Below are 11,864 nucleotides of genomic sequence, written 5' to 3'. Positions count from 1 at the left end.
GCCGGCGGGGCTCAGTGGGCGGGCACGATCTCGGCGCGCCAGCCGTCGTAGCGGCCGCCCTCGCTCTCGACGGTCTCGACCACCTGGCGGAGGAAGGCGGTCGTCGCCTCCTCGTCGACGGCCGCGTGGTGGCTCGCGACCAGCACGTGCCGCAGGCGCAAGCGGGAGATCGCGATCTCATAGCCGGAGGCGACCAGCGCGCGACCGGCGCGGCGGGCGCGGCTCGCGCGGGTGAAGACGGCGAAGTGGTCGACCTCGCGCAGCTCCCAGACCTGGTCGCCGTAGCGCAGCCGGATCTCGAGCTGACGGGCGGCGCGCTCGCGCTGCGCCTCGAGGGCGGAGCCGGTGGTCTCGGCGGGGCGGGCGGACTCGAGGATCTCGTCGCTCATCGGCCGGTGAACTCCGCCGTCGTGCGGGCGAGGAACGCCTGCAGGCCGATCGCGGCGTCCTCGGAGGAGGCGAGCCGGGCGAGCTCCGCGGGCAGCGCGGCGGCGGCGGCGTCGGGCGAGGCGACCGCGAAGCGCGCGTTGGCGAGGGCCGCCTGCACGGCGAGCGGTGCCTGAGCGGCGATCCGCTCGGCGAGGGCCGAGGCGGCCTCGGCGACCGTGCCGTCGGGCACCACCTGCTGCACGAGTCCGATGCGGTGCGCCTCGGCGGCGTCGAACAGGTCGCTCGTGAGGATCCAGCGCATCGCGTCGCCCCAGCCGGTCGCCCGCGGGAAGCGCAGCGTGGCTCCGCCGAACGGGAGGATGCCGCGCGCAACCTCGATCTGCCCGAAGCTCGTCGACTCCTCGGCCAGAACCACGTCGCTCGCGAGGGCGAGCTCGATGCCGAGGGTGAGGCACGTGCCCTGCAGGCCGATCACGACGGGCTTGGAGACCGGACGGGTGCGCAGCCCCCACGGGTCGAGTCCGCCCTCGGGCACGAAGTCGAGCCCGCCGGAGGCGATCCGCGGGCCGATGTCGGCCAGGTCGAGGCCGGCGGTGAAGTGGAGGCCGGAGGCCAGGACGACCCCGACGCGCAGATCGGGATCGCGGTCGAGTTCTCCGTACGCGGCCGCGAGGGCCGACAGCAGGGCGAGATCGGCGGCGTTGCGCTTCTCGGGCCGGTCGAGGACGATCTCGAGCACGTGGCCGCGGCGCGCGGTGCGCACGCGTGGGTTCTCGCTCATCGGTCCTCCGCTCGGTCGCGTCCGTCCATCTTGCCCGGTGCCCCCGACACTCCCCGGCTCCCGGTCGCGGATTCGGGGTGCTCGCTCAGGCCCCGCGGGCGAGGGCGCCGACGAGGCGGAGGATCGTGGGCAGGTCGTCGACGGCAGCGGCGGGGGAGGAGGGGGCGAAGGAGGTGAGTCCGGCGCCCGCGAGCGGGAACCGCGCTCGCAGCGCCTCGAGGCTCGCCACGAGCCGTCCGGCCGGCACGCCGAACGGCACGGGGTCGAACAGCCCCGCGAGATCGGCAGGATCGAGCACGTCGAGGTCGATGTGCACGTACACCGCGACCGCCCCGGTGGCCTCGACGGCGGCGACGAGCGCCTCCGGATCGAGCTCGTCGGCCGTCAGGCTGCGGGCACCGCGCTCGAGCAGGCCCTCGAGCTCGCCCGGATCGGTCGACCGCACTCCGGCGAGCACCACGCGGGCGTCGTCGACCCGCTCGTCCGCGCCCGCGCTCAGGAGGCCGACGCCGCGGCCGAGGACGGCCGAGACGACCATGCCCGAGAAGGCGCCGCTGGGCGAGGTGGCGGGGGTGTTCCCATCCGGATGCGCGTCGAGCCAGACGAGCGCGACCGGGCCGTCGGTCGTGCGGACCGCGTGGCCGACGGCGGCGAACTCGACCCCGCAATCGCCTCCGATCGTGATCACGGGGCCGGGACGGCCGACCAGTGCCTCGCGGACGCGCTCCGCGGTCGTCGCGACGGAGGCGTAGCGGCGGATCCCGGTGTCCTGCGCGTCGCCCGCCTCGGCGGGGACCTCGACGATGACGGTGGCGGAGGAAGGGAGGTCGCCGCGGATCGCCTCGGCCCCGTCGACGAGGCGCATGGCCCGCGTCGACGCCGAGCCCTGCCACTGCGGGACCACGAGGAAGGACGCCATGCGTCTCAGTCTGGCACGGGGCGGCGCTCGTCCTCAGACCGCCGGCAGCACGCCGAGCGCGGGGTCGGCGCTGGCCGCCGCGGGCGCCTCGGCGGCGGGCGCGTCGGACCCGTCCAGGTCGACGATCGCCTCGTCGAGAGCGGAGCGCGAGCGCTCGACCGCCCGCCGGGCCTCCTCCAGTGCACCCGCGGGGTCGGCGGCGGCGAGCCGGACCGCGGCGTCGAGCTGCGCGAGCGTCTCCTCCGCGAGGATGCGCGGCGCCGAGGTGATCCGGTCGCCGTGCACGAGCACCAGCAGGCCGACCGCGTCCGCGCCCAGACGGGCGGCCGTGCGGGCGGCCTCGACGAGCAGGAGCTGGCGCTCTGCCTGCGCGTGCGGGTCCCGGTACCCGGCGACGACCGCGTCCAGCGCGGCATCGGCGTCGAGGAGGAGGGAGAGCACCGCGGCGGGGTCGTGCCCGGTCGACGCCGCGCGCGCCTCGTCGGCGTCGAGCAGCAGCCCCCTGGCGGTGGCTCCGGCCGTCGCGACGTCGGCGGCGGAGGCGACCTGTGCGGCCGTCCGCACGCCGGAGAGGGTGTCGGCCCGGTCGAGGTCGTCCCGCACCGAGCGCTCGAGGCCGCTCAGCTGGGCCTCGGCGCGGGCGAGGAGCGCGGTCATCGCCTCGACGCCGGCGAGCAGGGCCTCGGCGTGCTCCTCCGGGGCGTCGGCGGCGCGGTCCGCGGCCTCGCGCAACGGGCGCACCTGCCGCTCGGAGGCGAGGCCGGCGAGGACCGAGACGTCGGCACGGGCGCGCTGCAGCCGCTCCGGGAGGGGCGGGGGAGCGGAGGTCACTCCGCGATCGTACGGCCCGCGTGTTACGGACCGTGTCGCCTCCGCTCGACCGTGCTCGCCGGGGTGCGCAGGATGGACGGCATGACCCGCTCGCTCGCCATCGTGGAGGTCGCCCGGACGCGGCCCGGACGCGACGAGTACCACGCGTACGTGCAGATCCTGAACGGCCGCCTCCTGACCCTCGCCCGCGAACTGGGCTGGGACGCGCAGCGGTACGCGGCCGAGGACCTCGGCGCCGCCCGACTGCTCGCCGAGACCGACGGTGCCGACGCGATAGTGCTGGCCGGCGGCGAGGACATCGCGCCCGAGCGCTACGGAGCCGCCCGCGGCTATCCCGGCGAGGGCCCGCACGCCGAGCGCGCCGACGATGCGCAGATCGCCCTCGTGCACCGCGCTCTCGCCCGCCGCACGCCCCTGCTCGGCATCTGCCGCGGCCTGCAGGTCGTCAACGTCGCCCTCGGCGGCACGCTCGTCCCGGACCTCGGCCCCGACGCCGCGCACGTGAACGCCGCCGCCCCCGCGCACGAGCGGATGCACAGCCACCCGGTGGAGCTCGCCGCGTCCTCGACCCTCGCCGGGCTCTTCGGCGCGGAGGTCCTGGCGGTGCAGAGCGCGCACCACCAGGCCGTCGACCGCCTCGCGCCCGGGCTCGAGATCGTCGCGCGCGCGGACGACGGGGTCGTCGAGGCGATCGAGCACCGCAGCGCCCCGATCGTGGCCGTGCAGTGGCACCCGGAGGATCCGAAGGCCCCCGCGGGCCAGCTCGCGGTGCTCCTCGAGGGCCTCGCGCTCGCGACCGCTCAGGGCGCGTTCGCGGCTCCGGCGCTCGCCGCCTGAGCGGCGCGGCGCCTCAGCGGGCCAGCCGCGCCATCCAGGCCTCGATCTCGTCGGCCGAGCGCGGGATGCCGGCCGACAGGTTCTCGACGCCGTCCTCGGTGACCAGCACGTCGTCCTCGATCCGCACGCCGATGCCGCGCAGCTCCTCGGGCACCGTGAGGTCGTCGGGCTGGAAGTACAGGCCGGGCTCGATCGTGAAGACCATGCCGGCCTCGATCACTCCGTCGAGGTACATCTCGCGCCGGGCCTTCGCGCAGTCGTGCACGTCCAGGCCGAGGTGGTGGCTCGTGCCGTGCACCATGTAGCGGCGGTGCTGCTGGTTGTCGGCTTCGAGCGCCTCCTCGGCGCCGACGGGGAGGAGCCCCCACTCCGCCGTGCGGCGAGCGATCACGGCCATGGCGGCGGCGTGCACCTCGCGGAAGCGGATGCCGGGGCGGACGATCGCGAACGCGGCGTCGGCCGCCTCCCGCACCGTCTCGTGCACCCGGCGCTGCGCCTCGGTGTAGACGCCGTCGACCGGGAAGGTGCGGGTGATGTCGGCGGTGTAGTAGCTCTCCTGCTCGACGCCCGCATCCAGAAGGACGAGCTCGCCGGCGCGCACGGGTCCGTCGTTGCGGGTCCAGTGCAGGATGCAGGCGTGCGGACCGGCGGCGGCGATCGTGTCGTAGCCGACCGCGTTGCCGTCGGCGCGGGCGCGGCCGTTGAACACGCCCTCGATCAGGCGCTCGCCGCGCTCGTGGGCGACGATGCGCGGCAGGTCGGCGAGCACGTCCTCGAAGCCCCTGGCGGTCGCGTCGACGGCGGCACGCAGCTCGGCGATCTCGTAGGAGTCCTTCACCAGGCGCAGCTCGCTGAGGTCGCGCTCGAGGGCGGCGTCGGAGTCGTCCGACGTGCGACCGGCGAGGCGCTCGGCGACCAGCGGGTCGGCCTCGCGCAGCACGGCCACGGACACGTCGTCCTGCGCGTCCAGGACCGCGTCCAGCTCGTCGATGCCGCGGGCCTCGAGCCCGAGGTCGGCCGAGACCTGCGCGAGGGAGGGCCGCGGCCCGATCCAGAACTCGCCGATCTCGGGGTTCGCGTAGAACTCGTCGGAGTCGCGGCCGGCGCGCTCGCGGAAGTACAGCACCGCGCTGTGCCCCGACTCGCCGGGCTCGAGCACGAGGACGGCGCCCGGCTCGGAGTCGGCGCCCCAGCCGGTCAGCCAGGTGAAGGCGGAGTGCGCGCGGAACGGGTAGTCGGTGTCGTTCGCCCGCTGCTTGAGCCGGCCCGCGGGGATCACGACGCGCTCGCCGGTGTGCAGCGCCGAGAGGCGCTCGCGACGGGCGGCGGCGAAGGAGGCCTGCTCGCGCGCGGCGGGCAGCGGCTCGTCCCGCTCGGCCCAGCCGGAGGCGATGAAGTCGCGGAAGCGGTCGGAGGCGGGGGTCGTCGAGCGGTTCGCGGTCGCGCGCGGGGTGGGCGCGGCGGCGGGGTCGGGCGTCGGGGTGGTCTGCTCGTCCGTGTTCGTCATGCCCCCATTCTCCTCCTCGTCCGGGGGAGGGGTCAGGACGTCTCCTTGACCAGACCGCGCACCGAGAGCTGGGCGAGGACCGGCCGGTGGTCGCTCCCCGCGTCGTCCCGGTCGTCGACGACGACGTAGCCCGAGACGTCCCAGCGCCCGGAGAAGAGGACGTGGTCGATGGGAGCGCCCAGCGGCGTCGGGAGCGACGCGGGCCAGGTCCCGAGGGCGGCGCCGCCGGCGAGCGACCCGGCGTCGGTGCAGCCGCCGAGGTCCGCCGTGCCGGGCAGGCCGGCCCAGTGGTCGAGGGTCGAGTTGAGATCGCCGACCACGACCACGTCCTCCTCCGTGCTGCAGAGCGCGGCGAGGCGGGAGAGGTCACTGCGCCAGTCGGCCATCAGCGAGGGGATCGGCGGAGCGGCGTGCACGGCGGCGATCACCGGGCGCTCAGGGGTGTCCGGTCGGACGACGAGTGAGGCGAGGGTGCCGGTGGGGGTGCTCTCGGGGTCGACGGAGTAGGCGCCGAGCGACGGCGCGAGCAGCAGCGCCGTGCCGGCCGTGCTCTCGCTCCCCGCCGCGTAGTGCAGGGTCATCGGGCGGCCGGCGGCACCGAGCGCGGCGGCGATCTCCTGCGCGGGAGCCTCCGACACCTCCACGAGGCTCAGGGCGTCGACCGCGTTCTCGGTCGCGAGTGCGACGACCGTGTCGACGGGCACGGAGTCGAGCGTGTTCCAGGTCAGGATCCGCAGGTCCGCGAGGCGGTGGGCGCGGGGCGGCGAGGAGTCGTCGCCCCGGACGGCCTGCAGACCGGCGAGGACCACGGCGAACGCGAGTCCGAGCCCCGCGATCACGAGCGCGAGCCGGCGCACCGGGCGCACCAGCACCGCCACGACGACGAGGACGACGGCCACCGCCACGGCGCCGAGCGCCGTGCCGAGCCGGAACGAGACGAGCTGGGCGAAGGGCGCCTCGCGAGCGAGACCGAAGAACCCCGGCGCGGTCGCCACGAGCAGGACGATCGCCACCGCCGCGGCCACCGCGGTCTTCACCAGTCTCGTCCCCATCCCGGTCAGGGTAGGGCATCCTCCCGGCCTCGGGCGCAGGACGCGCGTCTACGATGGGGGGCATGCATGTCGCGGGAGGCGGGTTCGACCTCCACACCCACTCCCTCGTCTCCGACGGCACGGAACCGCCCGAGGTGCTCGTGCGCGCGGCGGCCGACGCGGGCCTGGCCGGAGTGGCTCTCACCGATCACGACTCCACCGGCGGCTGGGCCGCCGCGATCGACGCGGCCCGCGATTGCGGCATCGAGCTGGTCCCGGGCATGGAGCTCTCGTCGCGCGTCGGCTGGGCGAGCGTGCACGTGCTCGCGTACCTCGTCGATCCGGAGGATCCGGGTCTCGTCGCCGAGACCGCGCGCATCCGCTCGGAGCGGAGGCACCGCGCCGAGGCGATCGTGACCGCGATCTCGGCCGACTACGACCTCACCTGGGACGACGTCCTCGCGCAGACCCGCCCCGGATCCACGATCGGACGCCCGCACATCGCCGACGCCCTCGTCGCCCGCGGCCTCGCCACCGACCGCTCGGCGGCCTTCGCCGGGATCCTCGACTGGCGCGGCGGCTACTACCGCCCGCACTACGCCCCCGACCCGGTCGACGCGGTCCGCCTCGTCCGCGCCGCGGGCGGCGTGCCGGTGATCGCGCACCCGGCGACCAGCACCCGCGGCATCGTCGTCGAGTCGATGCTGCCGGACCTCGTCGAGGCCGGGCTGTTCGGCCTCGAGGTCGAGCACCGCGAGAACACGGCGGGCGGCCGGACGCGACTGCGGGAGCTCGCCGAGCGCTACGGCCTGGTCACGACCGGGTCGAGCGATTACCACGGCACGGGCAAGCCGAACCGGCTCGGCGAGAACACGACCCCGCGCGCGACGGTCGACGCGATCCGCGCCTCCGCTCGGGGCTGACGCCGACGCTCACCCTCGGGTGGACGCACGAGCCCCCTCGCGCGATCGCTCGCGGAGGGGGCTCGTGAAGGAGTGCGTCAGACCTGCGCGTCGGGGCGCGGGCTGCGGCGGCGCTGGCGCGTCCGGCGGCGCGGCTCGCTGTTGCCGTCGTGGTGCTCCTTGCTCTCGCTCGAGGGCGCCTGGCCGGTCTGCGGTGCGGCGGCCTCGGACTGCTCGCCTGCGCCGCGGGTGCGGCGACGGGGCTCGCGGCCCTCGCGCGGCTCGCGCGGCTCGCGCTGACGGGTGCTGCGCTCGGGCTGCGCGTCGGCCTTCGCCTCGGCGGGGATCGGAGTCGGCTTCAGCCGGCCCTTCGTGCCCACGGGGATGTCGAGGTCGGTGTAGAGGTGCGGCGACGAGGAGTACGTCTCGACCGGGTCGGGCTGGCCGAACTCGAGCGCACGGTTGATGAGGGCCCACTTGTGCAGGTCCTCCCAGTCGACGAACGTGACGGCGATGCCGGTCTTGCCCGCGCGGCCGGTGCGGCCGACGCGGTGCAGGTAGGTCTGGTCGTCGTCCGGGATCGTGTGGTTGATCACGTGGGTGACGTCGTTCACGTCGATGCCGCGGGCGGCGACGTCGGTGGCGATCAGGATGTCCTTCTTGCCGGCCTTGAACGCCGCCATCGCCCGCTCGCGCTGCTCCTGGTTGAGATCGCCGTGCACCGCGGCGGCGTTGAAGCCGCGGTCGTTCAGCTCCTCGACGATGCGGGCCGCGGCGCGCTTGGTGCGGGTGAAGATGACGGTCTTGCCGCGTCCCTCCGACTGCAGGATGCGCGCGATGACCTCGTCCTTGTCGAGCGAGTGCGCCCGGTAGACGATGTGCTTGATGTTGGCCTGCGTGATGCCCTCGTCGGGATCGGTCGCGCGGATGTGGATCGGCTTGTTCATGAAGCGGCGCGCGAGCGCGACGATCGCGCCGGGCATCGTCGCCGAGAACAGCATGGTGTGGCGGGTCTGCGGGGTCTGGGCGAACAGCTTCTCGATGTCCGAGAGGAAGCCGAGGTCGAGCATCTTGTCGGCCTCGTCGAGCACCATCACCTGGACGTTCGCGAGCGACAGCAGGCGCTGACCGGCGAGGTCGAGCAGGCGGCCCGGGGTTCCGACGACGATCTGCGCGCCGGCCTTCAGCTGCTCGATCTGGCCCTCGTACGCCTTGCCGCCGTAGATCGAGACGATCTTGGTGGGGCGGTTCGAGGCGGCGAGCTCGATGTCCTCGGTCACCTGGACGGCCAGCTCGCGCGTCGGGACGACGATGAGCGCCTTGACGCCCGGCTCCGGGTCGGTGCCCAGCGCCTGGATGAGGGGGAGGCCGAAGCCGAAGGTCTTGCCGGTGCCGGTTTTGGCCTGGCCGATGATGTCCTGCTTCTGCAGGGCCAGGGGGATCGTCTGCTCCTGGATGGGGAACGGCTCGAGGATGCCCTTGGAGGCGAGTGCGGCGACGATGTCGTCGTCGATGTTGAGATCGGAGAAAGTCACGGGAGTGAAGCGCCTGTCGTGTCGAACGGTCTACGCCCCTGTACGACTCCGGGCGCAGGGTCACCGATCCAGCGCCGGTGACATCCCGGCGAGTCTACCGCCACGCTCTCTCCGCGGCCCCGAAGGCGGCGGCGGGGCGCACCGCCCGCGCTCTAAGCTGGGCGAATGGCAGCCTGGTTCCGACGCCGACGTCCCTCCGGAGAGGCCCCGCGTCTGACCCCGCGGGGCGAGTCCGCCAAGCGCGACCGCGTCGACCTGGCGGATCTGACCCCCGAGGTGCTGCCCTACCTCGGGCAGGTCGCCTACCTGCAGCTCGCGATCTTCGAGGCGCTCGCCCGAGCCGTCGCCGACACCGACGACCTCGCCGACAAGGAGGCGATCTCGGCCGCGGCCGGCACCGCGCTCTCGAAGCACCACGCGGTGGTCGCCGAGCTCCGCCGGCGCGAGGTGGAGCCGGGCGAGGCGATGGCGCCGTTCCGCCCCGCGATCGACACGTTCGAGCGGCTGACCCGCGGAGCGGACCTGCACGAGACGCTCCTCTCGGCCTACATCACGGCCGGGCTGCTCGACGACTTCTTCATCCGCCTGACCGGGGGGCTCCCGAACGACGTGGGCCCGCGGATCGCCCAGACGCTGGGCGCGGACACCGGCATCGACGGGCTGATCACCATCCTGCGCCGCGAGATCGCCGCCGACGAGCGCCTCGGCTCGCGCCTGGCGGTCTGGGGCCGCCGCCTGGTGGGAGACACCCTGCTCGTCGCGCGCTCGGCGCTGATGGGGTCGGGCAACCCCGACTCGGACGAGTCGCGCATCGAGCCGGTGTTCACCGAGCTGATCGCCTCGCACACCCGGCGGATGGACGCGCTCGGGCTGACCGCCTGAGCCGCCGGCGTCACTCCGCCGAGAAGCCGGGCACGTCGGCGAGCGTCGCGATCGTGCGCTGCCGCCCCCACTCGACGTGCGCGTGAGCCACGGAGGAGGCGAGGCCCGCGTCCCCCGCGGCGACCGCCTCCGCCAGACGCACGTGCTCCTCGTGGCGCACGCGCGGCTCCGCCTGGATGTTCGCGATGTTGAGGCGGTTGCTCCGCTCGTCCAGCGGCCCCATGGTCGAGATCAGCAGCCGGTTGCCGGCGATCGCCTCGATCGCGCCGTGGATGCGGCCGCTCTCGGAGTGGAACCGCGCGAGGTCTCCGTCGGCGAGGGCCGTGCTCGCGTCCGTGACGACGGCGACGAGCGCCGTGGCATCGGCACCGCGGGACACCGCTTCGGCGGCCTTCCGCGCCACGAGGGGCTCGAGCGCCGAGCGGATGTCGTAGAGCTCGTCGACGTCGCGTCGCGTGACGATCGTCACGACGGCGGTGCTCCGAGGCCGCACGGTGACGAGGCCGGCCAGCTCGAGCCAGGGGAGGGCCTCGCGGATCGGGACGCGCGAGACGGCGAGCTCGGCGGCGAGATCGCGCTCCCGGATCGGCTCCCCGGCGGGGAGTCTGCCGTCGAGGATCCTGCGGCGCAGCTCCTCGTAGACGGTCTGCGACATCGTCTTCGCCGGGCTCTTCTCGACCATGGCGCCTCCTCGGGTCTACCTGTGCGGGTGGGGCCAGGGTAACGGGCGTCGCGATCGCCAGCCGTAACAGCGATTTCACGCGGCCGAAACACGCGGGTGGGAGCGCGACCGTACCGTTGGCGAGGTGCTTCGGTATACCGAGCGCCTCCCTGACTCCGTTCGAAAGGATCCGCCCATGAGCACCGTCACGAACCCTCCGCCCTCGACGACGATGGGGGACCGCATCGAGGCCGCCTACTCGCGCATCGGAGTCACGAGCGCGCACGTCGGCATCGTCGCGATGATCCTGTTCGGCGTGTTCTTCGACGCGATCGAGCAGAACACGGTCGGAGTCGCCGGGCCGGTGCTTGCCGCGGACTGGGGCCTGGCCGGGGCGCAGCTCGGTCTGCTCAACACCGCGACGTTCACCGCCGTGGCGCTCGGCCGCGTGCTCGCGGGAGTCGTGATGGACCGGGTCGGCCGGCGGACCCTCCTGGGCGCGAACCTGATGGTCTTCGCGGTCGGCAGCCTGCTCTGCGCCCTCGCGCCGAGCTACGAGATCCTCGTCGCGGCGCGCTTCCTCGTGGGCCTCGGGCTCGGCGGCGAGATCGCGACCGCCGTGATCATGCTCGCGGAGTTCTTCTCGGCCAAGCACCGCGGGACGGCAGTCGGTCTCATCAACGTCGCGGCGGCCGGGCTGGGCAACATGCTCGCCCCGCTGTTCGGAGTCATCGTCTTCACGGTGTTCACGGGCGACGACCGCTGGCGCTGGCTCTTCGGCCTCTTGGTGATCCCCGCCCTCGCCGTCGTGGTCTACCGCCGAGCGCTGCCCGAGACGCCCCGCTACCTCGCGGCCCGCGGACGCGTCGCCGAGGCGAACACGGTCGTCAACCGTCTGGCCCAGGGGCGGCTGCACCGGCCGCTGAACGAGGAGATCGACTACCTCGGTGCTGCCGAGACCGCAACGACCGCGGCCGTGGCGACTCCGCGCTGGACCGAGCTCTTCGGCCGGCGCCACCGCCGCACGACGATCGCCCTCGGAGTGGCGGTGTGCATGTCGTACGCCGCGCAGATCTCGATGCTCACGCTCATCCCGCTGATCCTCACGTCCCGCGGCTTCGACATCACCAGTGCGCTCTGGTATACCCTCGTCATGCAGTCGGGCTCCCTGGTCGGAGCGCTCGTGGCCGCTCTCGCCGCCCGCCGCCTGCCCCGCAAGCTCACGCTCACGGTCGCCGCGATCCTCGGAGTCGGGGCGGGACTGGGCTTCGGCTTCCTCGGCACGACCGTCGCCCTCGTGCTGATGTTCGGCTTCCTCTTCAACTTCTCGGTGATCGTGCTCAACACCACCATCTGGCTGTTCGCCCCGGAGCAGTACCCGACGCGGATCCGCGGGCTCGGCACCTCCGTCATCCTCGCGCTCGGGTCGCTCTCGGGAGGCCTGTTCCCGCTCCTGGCGGGAGCGGTGCTGGACGCCTCCGGGGTCGGCGGCATGTTCGCCCTGCTCGCGGGCCTCTTCGCGATCTGCGCGATCGCCGTGCAGTTCCCCCGCGAGACGGTCGGCCGCCCGATGGCGGAGGACTGAACC

Annotated in this window: 12 protein-coding genes; 4 read left to right on the top strand and 8 right to left on the bottom strand. The window is 74.1% G+C overall.

All coding sequences use genetic code 11. The annotated features are described in order from the left end of the window. Positions 1-11: 11 nt before the first annotated feature. The 4 genes from ASF48_RS15575 to ASF48_RS15560 form a co-directional block, all read right to left on the bottom strand. Positions 12-389 carry a ribonuclease E inhibitor RraB gene (locus tag ASF48_RS15575; protein WP_055793692.1) on the bottom strand — a complete coding sequence of 126 codons (378 nt, stop codon included), beginning with the start codon at positions 387-389 and terminating at the stop codon, positions 12-14. After that, positions 386-1,171, bottom strand: coding sequence for a crotonase/enoyl-CoA hydratase family protein (locus ASF48_RS15570; protein WP_055793690.1), 786 nt, complete (start codon positions 1,169-1,171; stop codon positions 386-388). Before ASF48_RS15570 ends, ASF48_RS15575 begins: the two co-directional genes overlap by 4 nt. A gap of 85 nt (positions 1,172-1,256) precedes the next feature. Then, on the bottom strand, positions 1,257-2,090 hold the full coding sequence (locus ASF48_RS15565; RefSeq protein ID WP_055793688.1) for an arginase family protein: 834 nt from the start codon (positions 2,088-2,090) through the stop codon (positions 1,257-1,259). A gap of 33 nt (positions 2,091-2,123) precedes the next feature. Continuing rightward, positions 2,124-2,921 carry a hypothetical protein gene (locus ASF48_RS15560; protein WP_055793686.1) on the bottom strand — a complete coding sequence of 266 codons (798 nt, stop codon included), beginning with the start codon at positions 2,919-2,921 and terminating at the stop codon, positions 2,124-2,126. 81 nt (positions 2,922-3,002) lie between these two features. Between ASF48_RS15560 and ASF48_RS15555 the strand changes: the two genes are divergently transcribed. Further along, a complete protein-coding gene (locus ASF48_RS15555; RefSeq protein WP_055793684.1) occupies positions 3,003-3,758 on the top strand; it encodes a gamma-glutamyl-gamma-aminobutyrate hydrolase family protein in 756 nt (251 codons plus the stop codon). Between the two features lie 13 nt (positions 3,759-3,771). On the opposite strand, the gene ASF48_RS15550 is transcribed toward ASF48_RS15555, so the two are convergent. Both ASF48_RS15550 and ASF48_RS15545 read right to left on the bottom strand, forming a co-directional pair. Beyond that, positions 3,772-5,265 (bottom strand): aminopeptidase P family protein, encoded by a 1,494-nt coding sequence (locus tag ASF48_RS15550; protein ID WP_055793681.1) that lies wholly within the window; start codon positions 5,263-5,265, stop codon positions 3,772-3,774. A gap of 32 nt (positions 5,266-5,297) precedes the next feature. Continuing rightward, a complete protein-coding gene (locus ASF48_RS15545) occupies positions 5,298-6,317 on the bottom strand; it encodes an endonuclease/exonuclease/phosphatase family protein (protein WP_082481583.1) in 1,020 nt (339 codons plus the stop codon). Positions 6,318-6,379: 62 nt separating this feature from the next. Between ASF48_RS15545 and ASF48_RS15540 the strand changes: the two genes are divergently transcribed. Continuing rightward, entirely contained in the window at positions 6,380-7,219 is an 840-nt protein-coding gene (locus ASF48_RS15540; protein WP_055793677.1) for a PHP domain-containing protein, read from the top strand. Between the two features lie 77 nt (positions 7,220-7,296). On the opposite strand, the gene ASF48_RS15535 is transcribed toward ASF48_RS15540, so the two are convergent. Further along, on the bottom strand, positions 7,297-8,733 hold the full coding sequence (locus ASF48_RS15535) for a DEAD/DEAH box helicase (RefSeq protein WP_055793674.1): 1,437 nt from the start codon (positions 8,731-8,733) through the stop codon (positions 7,297-7,299). 165 nt (positions 8,734-8,898) lie between these two features. Between ASF48_RS15535 and ASF48_RS15530 the strand changes: the two genes are divergently transcribed. Next, positions 8,899-9,615: a ferritin-like fold-containing protein gene (locus ASF48_RS15530; protein ID WP_055793671.1), complete on the top strand. Its 717-nt coding sequence runs from the start codon at positions 8,899-8,901 to the stop codon at positions 9,613-9,615. 10 nt (positions 9,616-9,625) lie between these two features. Here the strand turns inward: ASF48_RS15530 and ASF48_RS15525 are convergent, their stop codons facing one another. Further along, on the bottom strand, positions 9,626-10,297 hold the full coding sequence (locus tag ASF48_RS15525) for a GntR family transcriptional regulator (protein WP_055793669.1): 672 nt from the start codon (positions 10,295-10,297) through the stop codon (positions 9,626-9,628). Between the two features lie 175 nt (positions 10,298-10,472). On the opposite strand from ASF48_RS15525, the gene ASF48_RS15520 reads away from it, so the two are divergent. After that, on the top strand, positions 10,473-11,861 hold the full coding sequence (locus ASF48_RS15520) for an MFS transporter (RefSeq protein WP_055793667.1): 1,389 nt from the start codon (positions 10,473-10,475) through the stop codon (positions 11,859-11,861). Positions 11,862-11,864 lie beyond the last annotated feature (3 nt).

It is taken from the genome of Rathayibacter sp. Leaf299, assembly GCF_001423055.1.
Classification (GTDB): domain Bacteria; phylum Actinomycetota; class Actinomycetes; order Actinomycetales; family Microbacteriaceae; genus Rathayibacter; species Rathayibacter caricis.
Note: the sequence above shows the minus strand (reverse complement) of the source record. Positions and strands in the feature narration are given on the sequence as shown.